Origin of the sequence: Streptomyces sp. cf386 (genome assembly GCF_900103585.1) — a bacterium.
Classification (GTDB): domain Bacteria; phylum Actinomycetota; class Actinomycetes; order Streptomycetales; family Streptomycetaceae; genus Streptomyces.
Window position 1 is genome coordinate 16,525 of the sequence record NZ_FNHV01000015.1, and the last position, 21,122, is coordinate 37,646.

Below are 21,122 nucleotides of genomic sequence, written 5' to 3' on the forward strand. Positions count from 1 at the left end.
CCCCGGCGCGTCCCCTGCCCCGCCACCGCCCGCGCCGCTAGCGTTGCTCCTTCGCAACTGCGGTGGAGGGGGAGAAGTTGGGGTGGTTGGGCGGGGGCCGGGGCAGTGTGTCGGCGGGGTCGGCGGAGGATGCGGACGAGCGGCGGCGGCTGTCGACCTCGGACCTTGTGGGGCTTGCCGCCGGTGGGGTTCTCGGGTCCGGGTGGCTGCTGGCCGCCGGTCCGGCCTTCTGGGGGCTCGGAAAGTACGCCGTGTGGGGGTGGGTGGCCGGCGCGGTGCTGATGCTGCTGATCGCCGCCGTGATGGTCGAGCTGGGGATCGCCGTCCCGAAGACCGGCGGGCTGATCTTCCTTCCGCTGCAGGCCGCCGGCCCGCTCGTGGCCTCCGTCGTGGCCGCGGGGCTGTGGATCGTGTACGCGGTGAACCCGGCGAGCGAGGCGGCGGCCATGGTCCGCGGGCTGGCGTACAAGTTTCCCTCGCTGCTTGAGAATTCGGGTGAGCTGGAGAGGGCCGGCGAACTCGCCACGGGCGTGGGCCAGCCCTACGACCTGTCCAACACCGGCCTCCTGTGCGCCGTCGTCTTCATGGCGCTGATCGTGGGGCTCAACCTGCTGCCGCCCCGTCGGCTGATCAGGCTGAACCTCTTCATCACCGTGGTGAAGATCGTCATCCCGCTGCTGGTCGTCGTCTGTCTGTGGCTCGCGGCCCTCGACACCGGCCACAGCTGTCAGCCACGCGACGTCTGGTATCTCAGCGGCGGGACGGAGAGCGCCAGGGTCCTGAAGGAACAGGCCGGGAATTCCTCGCACTTCCTGTACACGGTGCTGGGCGGCAGCATCATCTACGCGTACATCGGCTTCCAGGCCCCGCTCGACTTCGCCGGCAACGTCAAACGGCGCGGCATGGGCGAGGCCGCACGGCTGCGATGGGCGGTGTACGGCACTCTCGTCGGCGCGTTCCTGCTGTACGCGGCGTTGCAGTGGGTGTTCGGCATGCAGTGCGGGTGGCTCGACGGGAACATGCTCGACTCGCCGTACGCCAAGATCGCCTTCGCGTTGGAGATGACCGGGCTGGGCTGGCTGATCCGCGTGAACGCGTTGCTGTCCCCGATGGGCTCCGGCATCGTCTTCACGCACGCGCTGACCCGTGAGGTCGCCGCCCTCAGCCGCGCCCACCTCACCCACCGGGGACTGCAGACGGCCCGCCGGGCCTCGTTCCGGTTCCGGGGCGGCGCGATCGACGCGTACTGGATGATCCTGCTGGTCAACTTCGCCATAGGGCTGGTGATGCTGGCGTTGACGCGGGGCAGCTGGGAGGAGTTGGTCGCCCTCAACAGCGTGCCCGCGCTGGTGGTGTACGCCATGCCGGGCGTCGTCCTGGTGGCGCTGAAACCGCCGGGGTTCCGGGGAACGCGGCGGATCGTGCACCTGGCCCTCTCCTACACCGCGTTCGTGGCGATCGCCGTCGTCATCCACGAGGCCAGGTGGGACGACGTATGGCGGGGCATGGCCGCCGTGGGGATCGGCTCGGCGCTGCTGCTCGGGCTGCCGTGGCTGGCGGGACTCGACCTGCCCTTCGTGGGACGCCTGTTGCGGCGCTACGACGCCCGGGAACACGTCTCCCGCCTGGCCGACCCGGACGACCCCGCCGTGCGGCCGGTGCTGCTGTTCCTGGCGTATCTCGCGGTACTCGTGGCAAGCACGCTGCTGGGGGACGAGTACGACCTCGACCAGGTGACGCTGCCGGTCGCCGCCCTGTCGGCCGCCGTGGTGTTCCCGCTGCTGGTGCGGGCCTGCCGACGCTACATGGACTCCGTACCGCCCACCCTGCCCGCTCCCCGCCAGGAGCCCCGGGTGCAACCGTCCGTCACCGCAGGGACTTGACGACCCACTCGGCCGCCTCGCTCCGGCCGGCCGCCCGCAGCGCGGCCACCGTGTCATCGCGGTGGCCCACGTCCGACCAGCGGCCCACCGTGGCCCGCAGCAGCAGCTCCGCGTCCGGCAGTGGCAGCTCCAGCACCTGGCCCACGACCTCCACGACATCGGTCCGCGTCACCAACTGCTCGTTCTCCAGGAACCGTTCGAGCAGCGTCCAGGCCACGTTGTCGAGGCCTGCCCGGTGCAGCCGGCCCGCGACATCGGCGACCAGCTCGGCGTCGACCGTCGCCCCGGGAGAGGAGGGATCGGAGAGTTCGCGACACGCCGCGCGCACGGCGACCGAGAGCCTGGCCTCGTGCAGCGCACGCAGGCAGTCCACGAACCCGTCCCGGTCCGCGTCCGGCTCCATCACGGCCACGGCCAGCCGGCGCCCCGCCTCCAGCGCGGCCCGGGTCCGGTCCCGGCTGCGCTCGACGCGGCCCAGCAGGGTCACCAGGTCGGCGCCGGAGCGCCCCTCGACGCGTACCGCGGCGGCATGGCGCAGCAGGCGGGAGCACTCGGGGGCGGCGTCCTCCAGGGGCAGCCACTCGTCCAGCTGACGCAGCTCTTCCAAGGGGCGGGGCGCGAAGCCGGAGGCGGACGGGCCCGCCACGATGTCGGCCAGCAGATCCCTGGTGGTACGGGTCAGGACCGGTACTCGCTGCCAGGACGCCACGAGCACGGCCAGTTCCTGCACGCTCTTGTACCCGGCCGCGTGGTGCCGCACCAGGGCGCACTTGGCGGGGGACGCCTCGTCCTTCGCCAGGATCGCGCAGAGCTTCACCAGGTGCCGGGGCTGTGTGGTGCGGCCGATGTGCTCGGCCAGGGCGTCATGGCCGGTGCCGCGCCGGGCGATCAGCCTCGCCACCAGTCGTTTGGTCCGCTCCACCTCGGTCGCGTCCGAGGCGGCCAGCCGCTCCTCGACCCAGCGCTCCAGGACCCGTCCGGCCGGGCTGAGATGCTGGAACGCGCCGGCCAGGTCGGCGATCTCCTCGCCGTCCTCGCCCGCTCCGGCGGCGCCCGGCGGGCCGTCGGCGATCGCCCGCAGGGTCAGCCCGAGCAACCGGTCGGCCTCGCGATGGCAGCCCTCGTCGCGCAGCGCGGTGTGCAGCAGCGCCTTGTCGAGGTTGGTGCGGCCGGAGCCGGCGCCCGCGAACACCTTCACGGTGCGCTTGGCGAGCGCCGACTGCCGCTGCTCGAGAACCCGCACGAACACCGCCACGTCGAACGCCGTCCGCTGGCAGGCCACGTCATGCACGATGCTCGCGGTGATCGTGGCGGGCTCGCTCCCGGACTCCGCCTCCTGCTGCATCACGGCCAGCTCGGCCGCCTCCCCGACGGGCCGCGACAGGGCTGCCGTGGCCATCAGCATGACCGCGTCCCGCCGGTCGAAGTGGTGGACGAGCTCGACGAGTTCGCCGACCGGGCGGCGCAGCGCGAAGGCGTGCAGGGCGCGCATGGCCATCGCCCCGCGGTGCTCCTCCCGCATCCTGCGCAGGATTCCCACGAACTGCGGGACCTCGATCCGGGTCACCCAGGCGTACGCCTCGTTGAGCGACTCGGTCAGGTCCGGCTGGAACAGATGGTCGGTGCGGCGGGCACCGTGGGTGCCCTCGGTGCCGGTCATCCGCCGCCCAGCATCGCGGGTTCGATCTCACCCCAGTACCTGACGAAGTCGACCGGGTCGGGCAGCAGTTCGCCCGCCCTGGCGTCGACCCTGCGGGCCAGCTCGCGGCTCTGCTCGTCGCCGGCCTTCAGTCGCACCACCACACGGCCCGCGAGGTCGGGGCAGCGCATCAGCTCGGGCAGGTTGCGCTCGCCGTTGAGGAGCAGTTCGCGGACCCACTCGTCCACCGTGACCGGTGCGCGCGTGCGGGACCGGCGGCCCTTGGCGTGGTTGGTGAACAGCGAGGCCGCCTCCGAGGCGTCGTTCAGCAGCATCCGCGGGGTGTGGTGGACACCGCACTCCTGCATGCCCTCGTCGATGCCGGCGCGCAGCGCGCCGAGCGTGAGGTCGTCGGGGTGCTCGGGCATGCCCTGGGCCAGCACGTTCAGCAGATGGCCGCTGAAGGTCGTGCAACTGTCGAGGGGGGCGGGGAGGTTCGGGCAGGCGCCCGCCCAGGCGTTGTGGACGTTGCCGCCGACCGCGGTGAGCACGCAGGTGCCCTGGTATCGGGTGCCGAGGACGCCCGGCAGGGCGGACTCGGGGCCCAGGTGCGGCAGCATGCTGGAGTAACAGCAGTCCGCGATCAGCACTTTGAGGCCCGCCTTGCTCTTCCTGATCGCCCGGTACACGTACCAGGCGGACAGCCAGGTCCAGGGCTCGTTGACCCGGGAGGAGCCGAGCGCGAAGTGGACCTGGCCGCCGGGCACGTCCTGCCAATAGGCGCCGTGTCCGACGTACACCACCAGCAGGGTGTCCTGCGGTCCCTCACCGGCCGCGGCCGCTTCGTGGAGGGCGCGCATCACGCCGTCGGCGGTCCGCACCTCGTCCCGGTCCAGCACCGGGGACCGGGTCGCCGTGCCCCACCGCGGGTCCCGGCCGAGCGCTTCCCCGTATGCGCGGGCGCTGGCCTCGATCGTCGGATACCCGTGTATGCCGGAGTCGTCGGCGTACGTCCCGACCCCCACCACCACCGCCCGTGATGCCATGCCGGTCAGCTCCCCTCGGGGCCGTCGGTGCGGCGCGGCGGCTGTGGGTCCTGCGGAGGCTCGGGCGGCCGGACGACGACGATGACGGGCGGCGGGTCGAGCCTGCGGCGCCGCCAGTTGTCGACCGCCAGTTGCGTGGCGGCCTGCACCGCGGCCCCGACGGCACCGCCGAGCACTGCCTGCAGCATCGTCTCGGCGAGCCCCCCGTCGAGGGTGCCGTCCCGCCCGGCCGGCTCCAGCCGCCAGGCCAGCCCGGTCGCCTGCCCGAGCTCTTCGAGGAGTTCCTGCGGGTCGTCCAGGCCGACCGGCCCCTCGACCTTCACGGAGATGGTCGCCGTCATGTCTGCCATGTCTCCCCCGCCGCCGTGTGCCGTACCCATCCACTCTGCCAGGCCGGACACCGGCTTCACGAGGGCGAACCGAGGCCCGTTGCCGGGTCGGTGCGCCCCTGGTCGCCGTCTGCGCGCCCCTGATAGCCGCCCGAACGGGTGCTGAGAGCGCGGGGGCTGGGGAAGCGTACGGCCCTGAGACCGTGGGGAGCGGGGAAGCGAACGGCCGGTTCGCCCGGCGGCCCCTTTGGGCAACCGGTCAGTAGAACTCGACGGTGTTCACGCGGTTGAGCAGGTCGCGGCCGTCGAGGAACCGGGTGGCGTTGGCCGCGAAGAGTTCGGCGATGAGGCGGTCCTCGGCGGCGTTGAGGGCGGCGGTGTGGGGGCTCACCAGGACGCGGTCGTGGCCCCAGAGGGGGCTGTCGTCGGGCAGCGGTTCCGTCTCGAAGACGTCCAGGGCGGCGAAGCCCACCCGGCCGCTGTCGAGGGCGTCGATCAGGGCGGCCTCGTCGACGACGGTTCCGCGGCCGACGTTGACGACGGTCGCGCCGGGCCGGAGGGCGTCGAAGAACCCCTTGCCGAGAAGGTGTTCGGTCGCGGCGGTGCCGGGGAGGGTGTTGACGACGGCGTCCACCGTCGGTGCCGCCTCGGCCAGCCGCCCGGGATGGACGACGTCGGACACGCCCGGGGCGCCGACGCCGTTCCTGCTCGTGCCGATGACCCTCGCCCCCAGCGCGTGCAGTTTCGCGGCGACGACCCGTCCGATCCCGCCGAGGCCGAGCACGAGCACGGTCTGCTCGCTCACCTGCTTCATCGTCCAGCGCCCGCTCCACTCGCGGTCGCGCTGCTGACGGCCGAGGCGGGGCAGGTCCTTGGCACCGGCGAGCACTCCGAAGACGGCGAACTCGGCGAGGGGCTGTCCGTGCACCCCGGCCGAGGTGGTGAAGACGATCCGGTCGAGCTCTTCGGCGCCGAGTCCCGCCGCCTGGACCTGGCTGCCGCCGCCGGCCGCCATGGTGTGCACCCAGCGCAGCCGCGGGTTGGCGCGCACCGTCCGGGCAAGGGCGGACGGGTCCACGTCGGGGATGCCGTACAGCGCGTCGGCACCGTCGAGGGCGGCCTCGTAGGCGCGCTGCTGTGCGGGCGTGCGCCGCCAGGTCGGATCGCCGGCGAAGTCGGCGGGCCAGCGCATCGGCGGGAGGAGGGCCTGGTCGACGACGAGGTCGATCCGCGGCTCCAGCTGCCGTATGCGGGCGCGGTTCTCCTCGGACAGCGGCGCGGCGACCGCGACGCGCAGCCGGTCGGCCGGTCGGGCGCCGCGCGGGGCGGTCGGCATCAGGCGGCCCGCTTCCGCAGTGCCTCGACCTCGGCGTCCAGGTCGGCCTCGCGGGCGACGATCGCCTCGACCGCCGCGAGGGCCTCCTCGGCGCGGTGCGGGGGGACGACGATCACGCCGTCGGCGTCGGCGGCGACGATGTCGCCGGGGTTGACCACGACCCCGCCGACGGCGACGGGGTCGCCGATGGTGCCCGGCCCGTTCTTGAAGGGACCGGCCGGCGTCAGCCCGCGTGCGAAGACGGGCACGCCGAGCTTCTCGATGATCGCGCCGTCGCGCACATAGCCGTCGACGACCGCGCCGACGGCGCCGTACACGTCGAACCGCTGCGCGAGGTTGTCGCCGATGATGGCGCGCCCCTCGTAGCCGAAGGCGTTGATGACGACGATGTCGCCGGGGCGGATGTGGTCGAGCGCGGCGATCACGGCCTTGTTGTCGCCCGCGACGGTCAGGACCGGGAGCGCGGTGCCGACGGCCCTGGCCCCGTGCCAGACGGGCGCGATGCCTCCGTCGACGATGTTCAGCCGGTCGAGGGCGTCGCCGAGGTTGGCCACGGAGTGCTCACGGAACCGGTCGAGCACGTGCCGGTCGACACGGCCCCACCCCGTGCTGACGCGCACGTTGTCCTGGGTCATCGCAGGCCCCTTCCCTGAAATGCGAAAGTCTTCGCGTTTTGAGATGCCAGTCTGCATCCATCCGAGCCGCCGAACAAGGGGCCACAACCGCCGAATCAGCTGCAACGACCACGGAAACATGGCGGAATCGGAAGGTTGACACGGACGCAACTCCAGCCCTTGACCACCCCGAGAATGCGAACTTATTCTCATTCGCGATTCAGCTCGCAACTTGGCGAAGGTGAGCCCATGGCAACGTCAGATCGGCTCGATATCACGTCGGACCACTCGGAGAGAGCGGTCGACGTCGTCACCGCACAGGACAAAGTCGTCCGCAAGGCCACCGTCGCAGGCGCCATCGGCTCCTTCGTGGAGTGGTACGACTACGGCATCTACGGCCTGCTCGTGACCTATCTCGCACTCAACATCATGGGCGAGGCGGAGGCCGGAGGGCTCTTCCTCACCAACGTCGGCTTCCTGATCAGCTTCCTCGCACGGCCCTTCGGCAGCGTGATCTGCGGATACCTCGGGGACAGGCTGGGCCGCAAGACGCTGCTGGCCACCCTCCTGGTGCTCATCTCCGGGGCGACGGCCGCGATCGGCCTCATCCCCTCCCACTCCGTCATCGGAGTCGCCGCACCCGCCCTGCTGGTCCTGCTCCGGGTGCTGCAGGGCTTCTCGGCGGGCGGCGAGGTGGCGGGCGCCATGTCCTTCGTCGGCGAGTACGCCCCGGACGCGCGCCGCAACTACATGATGAGCTTCATCGCCGTCGGCTCGTTCGTGGCCCTCATGTTCGGCAGCACCCTCTCCGCCATTCTCATCACCACGCTCGGCGACGACGCGATGACCTCCTGGGCCTGGCGGATCCCGTTCCTGCTCGCGGTCCCGCTCGGCTACGTCGGCTTCTACATCCGCAGCCGGCTGGAGGAGACCCCGCACTTCACGGCCCTGCGCGAGGAGAAGACCGTCGCCCGCAACCCGCTCAGAGAGGCACTGACCTCCAGGCGGCACCTGAAGGCGATCGCGCTCACCATCTTCCTGCCCGCGCTCAACGGCCCCGGCTACTACCTGCTGTTCGTCTACATGCCGACGTACCTGAAGACCTCGCTCGGCGAGCACAACTTCTCGATGGTGCGGGCGCTCATGGTCACCGCGTGCAGCCTGGTCGCCATCGTGATCAGCATCCCGCTCATGGCCCGGCTGTCGGACCGCATCGGCCGCAAGCCCGTGCTCGCGGGCTCGGCCGTCGCCATGGGCCTGGTCTCGTACCCGATGTTCCTACTCATCACCACCGGCGAGTTCGGCCTCGCGTGTATCGGCACCGTCGTGCTCGCGATGGCGTTCTCCGGCCACGCGGCCGTGGTCCACACCGTGCTCGCCGAGATGTTCCCGACCAGCGTGCGCTACTCCGCGTACAGCATCGGGTTCAGCGTCTCGACGATCATCTTCGGCGGCAGCGCCCCGCTCGTGATGACCGAGCTCATCGAGTCGACGGGATCCAACCTGATCCCGGCGTTCGCCTCGATCATCACCGCCGCGATCACCCTGGTCACCGTGGGCTTCCTGCGGGAGACCAAGGGCCGGCCGCTCGCGTCCCACTGAACCGTCCTTCTGAACCGCACTTTGGGAGACACCCCATGGCATCCGGAACCCACTCGGTGGCGGTCGTCGCCGACCTCGGCGAGAGCTTCGGCAACTACACGATCGGCGACGACGCGGCCCTGCTCGGCCTCGTCACCGCCTCCAACATCGCCTGCGGCTTCCACGCGGGTGACCCGCGCATCATGGATCGGACCGTCGCCGACTGTGTGGCCCGCGGCATCGAACTGGGCGCCCACCCCGGCTACCCCGACCTCGTCGGCTTCGGCCGCCGGCTCATCGAGGCGTCGGAGGAGGAGATCCGCACCGACGTCGTCTACCAACTCGGCGCACTCGACGCCTTCGCGCGCGTGCACGGCGGCACGATCAGCCACGTCGCCCCTCATGGCCGTATGGGATCGATAGCCCAGACCGACGCCAAGCACGCCCGCGCCATCACGGACGCGATCGCCGCGTACAACACGGACTACATCGTCATCTGTCAACGCGGCCTGCTCGCCGAGGAGTCGCGCAAGCGCGGCCTGGACGTGGGGTACGTCTTCCTCGCCGACCGCGGCTACGGCGACGACGGCATGCCCGTGCCGCGCTCGCACGAGCAGGGCCTGATCTACGACCCCGAGGTCATCGGCGAGCGGTGCGTGCAGGTCACGCTGGAGGGCACGGTGCGCTCGGTCGACGGCAATGTCGTCCCCCTCGGCCACGACGTCGACGTCCTGCTGCTGCACGGCGACCACCCCAAGGTCCTGGCCAACGGCACCGCGCTGCGGGCCGCGTTGGGGAAGGCGGACGTCCGGGTCACGGGTCTGAAGGACGTGCTGGCCGAGAAGGCGAACGTGGCGGTCTGAGGGCGCTTCGATGGCCACCGCACAGTTCCCCGCCGTCACCGTCGAGCCCTTCGGGGACTCGGCGGTGATGGTGACCGTTCCGCATCCCGACCCGGCCCTGCGCAGGGCGGCGATCGTTGCCTTCCGCGAGCGGTTCCTGGCGGACCGGCCGCACGGTGTGCTCGACGTCGTCTCCGGCCTGGAGTCGCTGCTCGTCGAGTTCGACCCGCTGCAGACGGCGCCGACGCATGTGGAGTACGCCGTACGGCTGCTCGCGCGGCGCCTGCCCGTGCACGAGCCGCTCCGGCCGCGTACGGCGCTGCGGTTCGCCATTCCCGTCGTCTTCGACGAGGAGACCGGACCCGATCTGGCGGCCGTCGCCGAGGAGGTGGGGCTCGCGCCGGCCGAAGTGGTCGAGGCGATCGCCCAGTCCACGTTCACGATCTCGCTGCTGGGCGCGGCGATGGCCCCGATGATGGACGGGCTCCGGGTGCCCCGACCGGTACGCCGGCGCGCGGAGCCACGTACCGATGTGGCGCCCGGGGCGATCATGGTGGCCGGTACGAACGCGATCATCCAGCCGTTCCCCGGACCGACCGGCTGGCGGGTGGTCGGGCGCACCCCGCACACCATCGTCGACATCTCGCGCCCGGAGCCGGTGTCCTTCGGCACGGGCGACATCGTGCGGTTCGTGCCCGTCACACGGGACGAGGCGGCGGCACTGGACGCGAGCTTTCTGCTGCCTACGGAGGTGCCGGCATGACGACGGTGGGCCTCGACATCACCGGTACGGGGTGGATCACGACGTTCCAGGATCTCGGCCGCCGGGACTCCGAACGCCGCGGCGTCCCCACCGGGGGCGCCGCCGACCAGCACTCGGCGGCCGTGGCGAACGTCCTCGTGGGCAACCCGCGCGGGGCGACGCTGATCGAGAACCTCGGGGGCGAGCCGGCGTTCGTGCCCGATGCGGACGTCCTGGTCGCCGTGACCGGCGGGCCCGCCCGGGTCACGGTCGGCGGTGCGCCGGTCGACAGCTGGTCGCCGGTGGTGGTGCCGGCGGGCCAGGAGCTACGGGTCCGCGGTGACGTCGGCCTGGGTGCCCGGACCTATCTCGCGGTCAACGGGGTCCTCACGACCGAGACCCTGCTGGGCAGCGCGGCCCCGGACGCGCGGATGGGGTTCACGCAGTCCCTGGGGTCACGCGTCTGCCTGGAGTCCGGCTTCCGGGGATTCCGGCGCAGCCACTTCACTCCCCCACTCTTCCGGCTCCCCGTCCCCGTGCTGCGCTGTCCGGACGGGCCCTGGGTGATCGACGTCGTCGAGAGCCACGGGATCCAGGCGATCCCCGGGGTCCGGGAGCTCATCGCGGAGTCGTCGTACGTCGTCACGGGCCGCTCGAACCATGTCGGCCTGCGCCTCGACGGACCGGTGCGCCATCCGGACTCGGACACGGAGATCGTCTCGCACGGGGTTCCCATCGGGGCCCTGCAGATCCCGCACGCGGACGAGCTGATCGTCCTCGGCCGGTATCGGAGCCTGACGGCGGGCTATCCGATCGTCGGGGTCGCCTCGCGGGCGTCCCTTCCGCTGCTCGGGCAGGCCGGGCCGGGGCGGGAGCTGCGGTTCCGGTGGGTCGACCGGGAGACCTCGGTGCGGCGGTTCGCGCGGCGGGAGGGCGAGTTGCGGGTGCTGGAGCGGGCGACGGCCGACGCGTTCGGCGCGCTGGGCTTCGAGCCCTCGGCGCACTTGATCCAACACTGAATGAGAAAGTATTCTCACTTGATACGGGCGTCTCACTCGGAGGAGGAACAGTGACGAGGACCGTGACGAGGACCGCGCTCATCACAGGCGCCGGCAGCGGGATCGGGTTCGAGGCGGCCCGGCTGCTCGCCCGGGACGGCGTCGCCGTCGTCCTCGTCGGCCGCCGGCAGGAGGCGCTCGACAAGGCCGAGGCGGCCATCCGCGCCGAGGGCGGCACCGCCCACGCGATCGCGGCCGACATCACCCGCCCCGACGACGTGACCCGCCTCGTCGACCGGATCCACGACCGACTCGGCCCGGTCGACGTCCTCGTCAACAACGCGGGGAGCGCGTCGTCGGTGCTCAACCCGCAGTGGCTGCCGCACGAGGAGTGGCGCCAGGTCCTGGACGTGAACCTCACGGCGGTCTTCCAGCTCACCCAGGCCGTGCTGCCCGACATGCTCGGCCGCGGCGGCGGAACGATCGTCACGGTCTCCTCGCTCGCCGCCGTCAACCCCAACCTGCTCGGCGGAGCGGCCTACGGCGCGGCCAAGGCGGGGGTCCGCAACTTCATGACCTTCCTGCACAACACCTTCCGCAACGAGGGCCTGCGCGCCATCACCGTGCTGCCCGGCGAGACGGACACCCCGATCCTCGACAACCGCGCCCGGCCGCCGGCGACCGAGGAACGCGCCCACATGCTGCGCCCGGAGGACGTGGCGGAGGCCATCCGCCTCGCGGTCACGCTCCCCCAGCGAGTGGTACTCCAGGAGATCGTCGTCGCCCCGACCCGTCAGCGCGACACGTCCGCCGACCTCGACATCAGCCGCAGGACGGGTGCTCCGGCCGACGCCCCGGCGACGCGGGTCGGATCCGTCGGCACGGCATCCCCGACCGACACCTCGACACACGTCCACCCCAGCGGCACGGCGGCCGAGGCCGACACCGCCCACATCACGGGGCAGGTCCACCACGCCCACATCACGGGGCAGGTCCACCACGCCGACACCGCGGGGCAGGTCCAGCCCACCGACACCGCGGCGCACGCCCGCCCCGCCGACACCAAGGCGCAGGTACAGCCCGCCGACCCAACAGCGCAGGTCCAGCCCGCCGACACCGCGTCTGAGATCCGTCCCGGCGACACCGCGCCCGAGATCCGTCCCACAGGCACCGGGCGCCGGGAGCGGCCCACCGACGCCACACCTCAGCCCCACCCCACCGGCACCACGCCTCAAGCCCGCCCGGCCGAACCCGAGCACCAGGTACGGCCCACCGACCCCACACCCCAGCCCCACCCCACCGACGCCCGCCCCCAGGACTGACCACCCCCGCTTCCAGGAGGAGCGCATGTCGCCCACCGTCACCACCCCGCCGCTCTCATTCGCGCCTGCCGCGGCCGTCGCCCGGATCGCCGCTGCCTCGCGTCGGGTGCAGCAGCCGCAGTCCGGAGGGGATCTCGTGTCCCTCGCCATGGGCGAGCCCGACTTCGACACGCCCGCGCAGGTGACCGAGGCCGCGGACGCCGCGCTGCGTGCCGGGCGTACCCACTACTCGCCGCTGCTGGGCGAACCGGCGTTGCGTGAGGCGCTCGCCGAGAAGCTCGGCGGTATCGCCGGGACGGCCGTCTCAGCCGCCGACATCCTGGTCACGCAGGGCGGCACCGCCGGGCTCGCCGCGTCGATCCTCGGCATCGTCGACCCCGGCGACAAGGTCGTCATCCCCGACCCGACGTACTCCCTCTACGCCGACCTGGTGAGCATGGCCGGCGGTGTCGTCGTCCCCGTCCCGCTCGCCCCCGACCTGCACTGGGACCTCGACCGGCTGGCCGACGCGCTCGCCGGGGCGAAGCTCTTCGTGTTCTGCAACCCGGGCAACCCGACCGGAATCGTGCACAGCCGCGCCGAGTTGGAGGCGCTCGCCGAGATGCTCGACGGAACGTCCACCGTAGTCATCTCCGACGAGGCCTACGCAGACCTGGACTTCACCGGCCGGCCGTTCACGTCGGCGCTCTCGCTGGACGGCCTGCGCGACCGTACGGTCTACTGCCAGACCTTCTCCAAGAGTTACGCGATGACCGGCTGGCGGGTGGGCTACCTCTGGGGCCCGTCGCCGCTGATCCAGGCCGCCGCGCGCATCCACAACACTTTCAACGGCTCGGTGAACACGGTCGCCCAGGACGCCGCGCTCGTCGCCGTGCGGACCTGCGCCGCCGACATCGCGCGGATGCGGGCGGAGTACGAGCGCCGCCGCGAGCTCATGCGGACCGAACTCGCCAAGATCCCGGGACTCACTCTGAGTTCCCCGGAGGGCGCGTTCTACCAGTTCCCGCGCTACGACCTCGACCTGCCCTCGACCGAGGTGGTGGCAGCGCTGCGTACGACATACGGCGTGGCCGTCCGGCCCGGCAGCGAGTTCGGCGCCCGGGGCGAGGGGCACCTGCGGTTGTCGTACGCTGCCGACGCGGAGTCCATCACCGAGGGCGTCCGCCGACTGGCTCACGGTCTCTCGGCCCTTCAGTGAACGCCGTCTCGTATGCAACGGGGGAGTCGACCCATGCGCAGTGACACCCAGCGCAACCGCAGGCAGCTCATCAAGGCCGCGGCGGTGCTGTTCGAGAACTCGCCGACCCCGGTCAGCCTGGCCGAGATCGCCAAGCACGCCGAGGTGTCCACCGCGACGGCCTACCGGCACTTCTCCTCCGTCGAGGAGATCCTGCACGCCTTCCGGGCCCAGGTCGGCTCCGAACTGCGCGACTTCAGCGCACGGCAGACCACCCGCGGTATGCAGCGGCTGGAGGCGGTGTCCCGCTACTGGGTGTCGCTCGTCCTCGAACACGGCGGAGCGATGGCCCAGATGCGCTCGCACCGCGGCTACCTGGAGCGGCTGCGCGAGAGCACCGGCTATCTCGTCCCGCAGGCCGAGGCGCTCACCGAGCCGCTGCGGCAGACCACCGAGGACCTCGGACTCGGCGACCTGGGCGACGAGGCGCTGTACCTGTGGAACGCCCTGTTCGACCCCCGCGACATCCTCGACCTCATCAAGAGCGGACGCACCGAGGACGAGGCCGCCTCCCGCCTGGTGGCCGCACTGCGCGGCGCCCTCATCGGCTGGTCGACGGCCCCGGACCGGAGGGACGACTGAAGCGCGGTCGGCGGCCGTCACCCGTGCCCATCGAGGTAGGTGCGCAGGAGTTCGTCCAGCGCCTGCCGTACGTCCGCCTGCCGGGCCACCGTCAGCAGGGCGCCGGCGAGGACGGAGGGCGGGTCGTCGGGGCCGGTGACCAGGCCGACGCGCGGTCCGTGGGCGGGGCCGTCCAGGGGGACGACGCGCATGCCGTCGGGTACACCGAACATGTGCAGCCAGGCGTGCGAGATCACGCTGGACCAACGGCCGCCCGGCAGATGGGCGTACAGACCGGCGACGCTGTCCGACTCGATCGCGGGCGCCGCGGTGGCGCCGTCGGCCGCGAAGCACTCGTCGATGATGCGGCGGTTGCGCATACGCGGCCCGAGCAGGCACAGCGGGAGGTCGGCCGCCTGCGCCCAGCGGGCGGTGGCCGCGGTGGCGAGCGGGCCGTCGACGGGGGTGAGCAGGACGTACCGCTCCTCGTACAGCGGCAGCCGGCGCAGTCCGCCGCCCAGCGCGTCGTCGTCGAGGTACGTCATCGCCGCGTCCAGCTCGAACTCGGCCAGCCCGTGCCTGATCTCGGCCGAGGACAGCGACTCGATGCTCACCCTGGCCCGCGGGTGGCGCTCACAGAACGGGGTCGTCAGGAGGGACGCGGTGGGCAGGGCCGTCGGGACCACGCCGAGGCGCAGGGTGCCGGTCAGCCCGTCGCGCAGCGCCGACAACTCCTGTCGGAGTCCGTCGCGTTCGGCGAGGATGCGGTGTGCCCACGCCAGCACCACCTCGCCCTCGGGGGTGAGCCCTTCGTAGCGTCGGCCGCGCCGCACGATCGGCACGCCCAGTTCGTGTTCGAGCCGGCGGATCGCGGCCGACAGGGACGGCTGGGAGACGTAGCAGGCAGCCGCCGCGCGCACGAAGTGGCGTTCGCGGGCGAGCGCTACCAGGTACTCCAGCTGACGCAGCAGCATGCACGACCTCCGAGGGCGACCGCGGGGGCAGGGCCTGGGACATCGCATCGTAAGTACGAGGTCAGCCGACGGTCAGCCGAGCGTGAGCAGTTCCTCGTAGAACCCGCCGAACTCCCGCCCCCGGTCCACGAGATGGATCTCCAGGATCCAGTGGCAGCGGCGCCCTGCCTTGTCGGTGCGCCGCAGCGGGGTGTCGTTGCCGGGTGCGATGTACGACTCCACGTCGGCGCCGTCGATCCACTCGTGCGGGAACTCCCCGACCAGGTGCCCGGCGTGCCAGCCGCCCAGCTCCCAGCCGGCCTCGGCGGCCAGCCGCTCGACCTCGGCGTACAGCCGCTTGCCGGTGATGTCGGGGTCGCTCTCGAAGAACCGCTTCGCGGCGGCGAAGACCTTCGGCAGATCGTCCGCGAGGCGCCGCTTGACGGGGTCCTCGCCCAGCACGAAGGTCCGCCCGAAGTCGGCCTCGTACTCCTCGAAGATCGGCCCGAAGTCGGCGAACACGATGTCGTCCGCCCCGATCAGCCGGTCCGGCGGGTTCTCCCGGTACGGCAGCAACGTGTTCGGCCCCGAGCGCACGATCCGCTTGTGCCAGTGCCGGGTCGTCCCGAACAGCTCGTTCGCCAGATCCCGCACCAGGTCGCTGACAGCCCGCTCCCCCTCCCCCGGCGCGACGAGCCCGCGCTCCTCGATCTCCGCGAAGAGCCGCTCGGCCTTCGCCTGGGCATCCAACAGCCTTGCCGCGCGCGTGGGTTCGTCATCGTCCGCCATGGCCCGAAGGTAGGTCGCGAGATCGTTACCCGGCAACCGGGATCTGGTCGATCGCCGTGCGCCGGGAGTCACCTTCAGGACGACCGGTCAGTCGCCCTTGCCCACCGCCGCGTCGAGGAGCGGCCCGAGTTCCCGGGCCACGGTCGTCAGGGCGCGGACGTCCCGTTCGGCGCGGGCGATCAGGAGGGCGCCCTCCAGAGCGCTGATCATGAGCGTGGCCAGCGCACCGGCCCGTTCCCCGGGCACGCCCATGTCGGCCAGGGCCTCCGCCACCGGGCCGGTCCAGGTGGCGAAGGCGGACGCCGCGGCCTCACGCGTGGACGCCGTGGACTCGGCCCAGTCCACCGTGGCGGCGGCCACGGGGCAGCCGCCCGCGAAGCCGACGGCCGTGTACTCGTCGGTCCACTGCCGCACCATCTCGCCGAACAGCCCGCTGGGCGTCGGCTCGGGCAGCGCGGCGAGGAAGCGTCCGACACGGTTGCCCGCGTAACGCCCCGCCCACCCCACCGCCTCGTTGACCAACTGCTCCTTGCCGCCGGGGAAGTAGTGCTGGAGCGAACCGCGCGGCGCACCGGCGTGCACGGCCACCTCGCGCATCCCCGTGGCGGCGACCCCGTCGCGCCGGATGAGCTGGGCCGCACTGAAGACCATCCGCTCACGCGGGCCGCGTCCGGACATCCTCGACCTCCCCATTCGTCCAATTCACGCCATGCACGCCATTCGGCGAACCCTCCGGCATCCATCCTATGACCGCTGTCATAGGGGTCGGCTACTATGACCGCTGTCATAGGCCTGGCTCGTGGCCGACCGAGAGTGGTGGTGCATCGTGGACGTAGGCGCGTACGTCGGTTTCGTCGGCCTTGGGGTCATGGGTCAGCCCATGGCACTCAACCTCGCCCGCGCCGGAACACCCCTCGTCGTGTGGAACCGCACCCCCGCCCGGTGCGACCCCCTGCGCGCCGCCGGAGCCCAGGTCGCGGCGAGCCCCGCCGAGGTATTCGACCGGGCCGGCACCGTGATCCTCATGCTGGCCGACGAGGCCGCCACCGACGCGGTGCTGGGGCGCGGCACTCCGGAGTTCGCCGCACGCGTCGCCGGACACACCGTCGTCCACATGGGCACGACCTCGGCCGAGTACTCGGGCAGCCTGCAGGACGACATCCGGGCGGCGGGCGGGACATACGTCGAGGCCCCGGTCTCGGGCTCCCGCGTGCCCGCCGAGCGGGGCGAACTGGTGGGGATGCCGGCGGGTGACGACGACGCCGTGGCGGCCGTACGCCCCCTGCTCGCCCCCATGTGCCGGGAGACGTTCGACTGCGGCCCGGTCCCGGGCGGGCTGCTGATGAAGTTCTCGGTGAACCTGTTCCTGATCACCCTGGTCACCGGGCTCGCCGAGGCGTTCCACTTCGCCGACCGGCACGGTCTCGATCAGCGTCTGCTCCGGGACGTCCTGGACGCGGGCCCGATGGCCAGCGCCGTCTCCCGCGTCAAGGGTCCCAAACTGCTGGCCCGCGACTTCACCGTCCAGGCGGCCGTCACCAACGTGCTGGAGAACAACCGGCTGATCGCCGAGGCCGCCCGCAAGGCCGACCTGGCCTCCCCGCTCCTCGACGTCTGCCACCGTCTCTTCCAGGAGACGGTGGCGCGGGGCCACGGCGGCGAGGACATGGTGGCCGTACTGCGGGCGCTGGAGGCTCGGACCGACGGGGACTCCGTGGTCGTACGGCCTTCCGGAGCCGTACGACCGTCCGCGCCCGCACGACCGGAGGAGCACGCATGAGCTGGACGATCGAGCGGCGCGGCCGTGTCGCCGTCGTCACCATGACGACCAACCCGGTGAACGCGCAGAACCGCGCCTTCTTCGCCGACCTGCACGACGCCTTCGACCGGCTCGAACGCGACCACGCCGACTCCCCCGTCGTCCTGACCGGTACCGGCACCCGCTTTTCCGCCGGTCTCGACCTCGGCGAGAACTTCCCCCTGCTCGCGAGCGGTCCGGCGGCCGTCGCGTCCTGGTTCCAGGACTACCGGGCCACGAACATGCGGCTGTTCACCTACCCGCGCCCCATGGTCGCCGCGGTCAATGGGCACGCCTTCGCCGGCGGACTGATCACCGCCGCCGTGTGCGACTACCGGGTGGCGGTGGCGCAGGGGGCGCGGTTCGGGCTGAACGAAGTGCCCATCGGCATCCCCATGCCCGCCGTGTACGTCCGTATGCTCGCCCACGCCTGGGGCGAGCCGGTCGCCTCCCGGGCCTGCCTGCTCGGCGAGATCTTCACGCCCGAGCAGGCGCACGCTCTGGGCATGGTGCACGAGCTGGCGTCGGCCGACGACCTCCTGGACCGGGCCGTCGCCGTCGCCGAGCGAACACCCGAGGACTGCATCGAGCAGTACGCGTTCACCAAGCGGGCCTGTCAGGCGGCCGCCCTGCGCGACATCGCCGAACTCGCCGACCCGCTGGACGAGGAGTTGCCCGGCGGCATGACGAGCGACCGGGCCCGGCAGGCGCACCGCCGCTACTGGCAGCAGCTCAAGGGGCGCCCCGCCGAGTGGTGATGCCCCACCGCGCCCCTCCGGACCGGCAGAGACGCGGTGCGCGTCGTGCCGCAGCGGGATACCGCCTACGCCTTCTTCAGGGTGATGTCCTCCTTCAGCGCCGCGTGGAAGCGGGGCAGGGGCAGGATGCCCACGGGGTGGAGTTCCACGATGGTGGCCTCGACGTCCGCCTTGCCGTGCTTGAGAGTGGTCGGGGACGGCTTGCTCTTGTTGGCCCAGCGGTGCAGCTTGCCGTCGCACACGGCGGAGGTGCCACCGATGGCGTACCGGACGGTCTCGGACTTCTGGCCGACGGAGGAGCTCACGAACACCGGTCCCACGCTGTCGACGCAGCGGTAGGTGCCGGACAGGGTGACGGTGCCGTCCGCGGACATGAGGCCCTTGGAGTCGACGGTCACGGTCTCCTCGGGGTCGGCGAGCGCCGAGGAGTCCGCGGGGGCGGCGACCAGCAGGAGCAGGGCGGCGCAGGCGGCGGTGGCGAGCGCGGGGCGCAGGGGCATGGGATGACCTCCCGGATGGGCGGAGTGAGGGCTACCACTCGTACCCGGCAGGTGTGCCGACGGACGTGACCGTCACCCACTCGGTGGCGAGTCCGCCCCGACCTTCGTGGATCGGTCAGAGTGTTGTCCGCGTGTTGTCACGGTTCACGACCGGCCGTTCCGATGCCCCGCGGCGGAGCCGCATATCGACACTGCGCGGCGGGAGCATGGTCTACCCATATGGACGACCCACACGGCTCGTCCGCCCAATGTGGAGGTGCGCCATGTGTTCCCACCAGTCCTCGTGCCCGTCCTCCGAACACCCCAGCGCACATGTGGTGGCCGCCCACCCCGAGCAGGGCTGGAGCCTCCTCTGCGACGGCGCGATCGTCTTCGACGACAGCGGCGAACTGCTCGCCGACGGCCGCGTCGTCGCACCGCACCGGGTGCCGACCGCGCGGCTCGCGATGGCCGCGTGAGCGCGGCTTACGGCAGCACCGCGAACCCGTCGAGTTCCACCATCGCCCGTTCGTCCCAGAGGCGTACGACCTCGACGACCGCCATCGCCGGATAGTTCCGGCCCGCCGACTGCCGCCAGATACGGCCGAGTTCGGCCGCCTGAGCACGGTACGCGGCGACGTCGGTGGCGTAGACGGTGACCCGGGCGAGGTCCGCGGGGGTGCCGCCGGCGGCGGTGAGTGCGGCCAGCAGATTGGTCAGGGCCCGCTCGAACTGCTCGGGCAGGGAGTCGCCCGTCACCTTGCCGTCCGCGTCCAGGGCGGTCTGCCCGGCCAGGAATACGACACGTGAGCCGGTGGCGACGACCGCATGGGAAAAGCCGGTGGGCGGGGAGAGATCGGGCGGGTTGACACGCTCGGTGCTCACTGGGCGGCCTCCATGGTCGCGTACAACTCCTTGGCGATGATGCCGCGTTGGACCTCGCTGGCACCCTCGTAGATACGCGGGGCGCGCACCTCGCGGTAGAGGTGTTCGAGCAGGTGACCACGGCGCAGGGCACGCGCACCGTGCAACTGGACCGCCGTGTCGACGACATACTGCGCGGTCTCGGTGGCGAGCAGTTTCGCCATCGCGGCGCGCTTCGGGACATCTCCGGCCCCTTCGTCGTGCGCCGTCGCCGCCGCGTACACCATGAGGCGGGCCGCCTCCGTGCGCAGGGCCATCTCGGCGACCTGGTGAGCCACGGTCTGAAGGTCCTTCAACTTGCCGTCGAAGGCGTCCCGTTCGGCCGTGTGGGCGAGGGTCGCATCGAGGGCCGCCTGGGCCATGCCCACGGCGAAGGCGCCGACGCTGGGCCGGAAGAGGTTGAGGGTGCCCATCGCGACCCGGAAGCCTCGGTCGGCCTCGCCGAGCATGTCGGCGGCGGTGACGGGGACGGCGTCGAAGGCGAGGGCGCCGATGGGGTGCGGAGACAGCATGTCGAGGCCCGTTCCGGTAAGGCCGGGACGGTCGGCCGGGACCAGGAAGGCGGTGACGCCTCGGGCGCCGGCGCCGGGGGTGGTGCGGGCGAACACGGTGTAGAAGTCGGCCTCGGGGGCGTTGGAGATCCAGCACTTCTCGCCGGTGAGCCGCCAGCGGGCGGGGCCGTCGGGCTCGGCGACCGGCACCTGCCCCGCCCCCGCGGTGTCCCGTTCCGCCTTCAGCTCCAGCGCCGCCGCGTCCGACCCCGCCCCCGGCTCGCTCAGGGCGAACGCCGCCACCGCGCTACCCTCGGCCACCCGGGGCAGCCAGCGTTCCCGCTGGGCCGGGGTGCCGTATGCGTGGACCGGATGGGCGCCCAGACCCTGAAGGGCGAGCGCGGTCTCCGCCTCGGTGCAGGCGTACGCGAGGGACTCCCGCATCAGGCACAGGTCGACCGCCCCTGAGGTGAACAGCCGCCCCAGCAGCCCCAGTTGACCGAGCTCGGCGACGAGCGGACGGTTGACGTGCCCTGGCTCGCCCTTCTCCGCGAGGGGGCGGAGCCGTTCGGCTGCCAGGGCGCGCAGCTCGGCACACCAGGCGGTTTGCGTCGGATCGAGTGAGAATGCGGGCATTGCCGACCTCCCTGCGGAGCCGTCCGCGACGGACGCTCTCGACGGACCTCTTCGACGGATTCTCACGGACCTGTAGACGGTATCGCGCCCCATTGACTGCCGTCACCAACACGATACGCTCCCTGTGCGAGCCCACCACGACGCCCACAAGGCAAGGGGGCGAA

Annotated in this window: 22 protein-coding genes; 11 read left to right on the top strand and 11 right to left on the bottom strand. The window is 72.0% G+C overall.

From position 1 onward, the window contains the following. Positions 1-86: 86 nt before the first annotated feature. Positions 87-1,883 (top strand): APC family permease, encoded by a 1,797-nt coding sequence (locus BLU79_RS32690; protein WP_177001268.1) that lies wholly within the window; start codon positions 87-89, stop codon positions 1,881-1,883. On the opposite strand, the gene BLU79_RS32695 is transcribed toward BLU79_RS32690, so the two are convergent. The 5 genes from BLU79_RS32695 to BLU79_RS32710 all read right to left on the bottom strand — a co-directional run bounded on the left by BLU79_RS32695 (position 1,867) and on the right by BLU79_RS32710 (position 6,868). Further along, the gene (locus tag BLU79_RS32695; protein WP_093909597.1) at positions 1,867-3,543 is read right to left on the bottom strand and encodes a hypothetical protein; all 1,677 of its coding nucleotides are present in this window, start codon (positions 3,541-3,543) and stop codon (positions 1,867-1,869) included. The two genes, BLU79_RS32690 and BLU79_RS32695, sit on opposite strands and share 17 nt — an antisense overlap. Then, positions 3,540-4,568: a hypothetical protein gene (locus tag BLU79_RS48390; RefSeq protein WP_107489320.1), complete on the bottom strand. Its 1,029-nt coding sequence runs from the start codon at positions 4,566-4,568 to the stop codon at positions 3,540-3,542. The genes BLU79_RS32695 and BLU79_RS48390 overlap by 4 nt, the downstream gene beginning before the upstream one ends. 5 nt (positions 4,569-4,573) lie before the next feature. Then, positions 4,574-4,918 carry a hypothetical protein gene (locus BLU79_RS47595; RefSeq protein ID WP_143052542.1) on the bottom strand — a complete coding sequence of 115 codons (345 nt, stop codon included), beginning with the start codon at positions 4,916-4,918 and terminating at the stop codon, positions 4,574-4,576. Positions 4,919-5,156: 238 nt separating this feature from the next. Further along, a complete protein-coding gene (locus BLU79_RS32705) occupies positions 5,157-6,233 on the bottom strand; it encodes a D-2-hydroxyacid dehydrogenase (protein WP_093909598.1) in 1,077 nt (358 codons plus the stop codon). Beyond that, positions 6,233-6,868, bottom strand: a complete 636-nt coding sequence (locus BLU79_RS32710) for an RraA family protein (protein ID WP_093909599.1) — start codon at positions 6,866-6,868, stop codon at positions 6,233-6,235. Before BLU79_RS32710 ends, BLU79_RS32705 begins: the two co-directional genes overlap by 1 nt. A gap of 228 nt (positions 6,869-7,096) precedes the next feature. Between BLU79_RS32710 and BLU79_RS32715 the strand changes: the two genes are divergently transcribed. From BLU79_RS32715 to BLU79_RS32745, 7 genes are read left to right on the top strand one after another with little or no spacing between them, the layout of a single operon-like run. Beyond that, on the top strand, positions 7,097-8,449 hold the full coding sequence (locus tag BLU79_RS32715; RefSeq protein ID WP_093909600.1) for an MFS transporter: 1,353 nt from the start codon (positions 7,097-7,099) through the stop codon (positions 8,447-8,449). A 35-nt stretch (positions 8,450-8,484) separates the two neighbouring features. After that, positions 8,485-9,291: a 5-oxoprolinase subunit PxpA gene (locus BLU79_RS32720; RefSeq protein WP_093909601.1), complete on the top strand. Its 807-nt coding sequence runs from the start codon at positions 8,485-8,487 to the stop codon at positions 9,289-9,291. Positions 9,292-9,301: 10 nt separating this feature from the next. After that, on the top strand, positions 9,302-10,033 hold the full coding sequence (locus BLU79_RS32725; protein ID WP_093909602.1) for a 5-oxoprolinase subunit B family protein: 732 nt from the start codon (positions 9,302-9,304) through the stop codon (positions 10,031-10,033). Further along, positions 10,030-11,031: a 5-oxoprolinase subunit C family protein gene (locus BLU79_RS32730; protein ID WP_093909603.1), complete on the top strand. Its 1,002-nt coding sequence runs from the start codon at positions 10,030-10,032 to the stop codon at positions 11,029-11,031. The genes BLU79_RS32725 and BLU79_RS32730 overlap by 4 nt, the downstream gene beginning before the upstream one ends. A 50-nt stretch (positions 11,032-11,081) precedes the next feature. Next, positions 11,082-12,332, top strand: coding sequence for an SDR family NAD(P)-dependent oxidoreductase (locus BLU79_RS49340; RefSeq protein WP_256333539.1), 1,251 nt, complete (start codon positions 11,082-11,084; stop codon positions 12,330-12,332). 25 nt (positions 12,333-12,357) lie between these two features. Next, a complete protein-coding gene (locus BLU79_RS32740; protein WP_093909604.1) occupies positions 12,358-13,530 on the top strand; it encodes a pyridoxal phosphate-dependent aminotransferase in 1,173 nt (390 codons plus the stop codon). Between the two features lie 33 nt (positions 13,531-13,563). Further along, positions 13,564-14,151, top strand: coding sequence for a TetR/AcrR family transcriptional regulator (locus tag BLU79_RS32745; protein WP_093909605.1), 588 nt, complete (start codon positions 13,564-13,566; stop codon positions 14,149-14,151). 17 nt (positions 14,152-14,168) lie between these two features. Here the strand turns inward: BLU79_RS32745 and BLU79_RS32750 are convergent, their stop codons facing one another. From BLU79_RS32750 to BLU79_RS32760, 3 genes are all read right to left on the bottom strand, one after another. Further along, entirely contained in the window at positions 14,169-15,104 is a 936-nt protein-coding gene (locus BLU79_RS32750) for a LysR family transcriptional regulator (RefSeq protein WP_093909606.1), read from the bottom strand. Positions 15,105-15,176: 72 nt separating this feature from the next. Beyond that, the gene (locus BLU79_RS32755; RefSeq protein WP_093909607.1) at positions 15,177-15,872 is read right to left on the bottom strand and encodes a M24 family metallopeptidase; all 696 of its coding nucleotides are present in this window, start codon (positions 15,870-15,872) and stop codon (positions 15,177-15,179) included. A gap of 87 nt (positions 15,873-15,959) precedes the next feature. After that, positions 15,960-16,550: a TetR/AcrR family transcriptional regulator gene (locus BLU79_RS32760; RefSeq protein ID WP_093909608.1), complete on the bottom strand. Its 591-nt coding sequence runs from the start codon at positions 16,548-16,550 to the stop codon at positions 15,960-15,962. A 121-nt stretch (positions 16,551-16,671) separates the two neighbouring features. Between BLU79_RS32760 and BLU79_RS32765 the strand changes: the two genes are divergently transcribed. Beyond that, positions 16,672-17,652: an NAD(P)-dependent oxidoreductase gene (locus BLU79_RS32765; RefSeq protein WP_305657772.1), complete on the top strand. Its 981-nt coding sequence runs from the start codon at positions 16,672-16,674 to the stop codon at positions 17,650-17,652. After that, on the top strand, positions 17,649-18,428 hold the full coding sequence (locus BLU79_RS32770; RefSeq protein ID WP_093909609.1) for an enoyl-CoA hydratase/isomerase family protein: 780 nt from the start codon (positions 17,649-17,651) through the stop codon (positions 18,426-18,428). Before BLU79_RS32765 ends, BLU79_RS32770 begins: the two co-directional genes overlap by 4 nt. 65 nt (positions 18,429-18,493) lie before the next feature. On the opposite strand, the gene BLU79_RS32775 is transcribed toward BLU79_RS32770, so the two are convergent. Beyond that, positions 18,494-18,928, bottom strand: a complete 435-nt coding sequence (locus BLU79_RS32775; RefSeq protein WP_093909610.1) for a DUF6299 family protein — start codon at positions 18,926-18,928, stop codon at positions 18,494-18,496. A 263-nt stretch (positions 18,929-19,191) separates the two neighbouring features. Between BLU79_RS32775 and BLU79_RS32780 the strand changes: the two genes are divergently transcribed. Next, positions 19,192-19,386, top strand: coding sequence for a DUF5999 family protein (locus tag BLU79_RS32780; protein ID WP_093909611.1), 195 nt, complete (start codon positions 19,192-19,194; stop codon positions 19,384-19,386). A 7-nt stretch (positions 19,387-19,393) separates the two neighbouring features. Here the strand turns inward: BLU79_RS32780 and BLU79_RS32785 are convergent, their stop codons facing one another. Together BLU79_RS32785 and BLU79_RS32790 are read right to left on the bottom strand one after the other, a co-directional pair. Next, positions 19,394-19,792 carry a RidA family protein gene (locus BLU79_RS32785; protein WP_093909612.1) on the bottom strand — a complete coding sequence of 133 codons (399 nt, stop codon included), beginning with the start codon at positions 19,790-19,792 and terminating at the stop codon, positions 19,394-19,396. Continuing rightward, entirely contained in the window at positions 19,789-20,958 is a 1,170-nt protein-coding gene (locus BLU79_RS32790; protein ID WP_093909613.1) for an acyl-CoA dehydrogenase family protein, read from the bottom strand. The genes BLU79_RS32785 and BLU79_RS32790 overlap by 4 nt, the downstream gene beginning before the upstream one ends. Positions 20,959-21,122 lie beyond the last annotated feature (164 nt).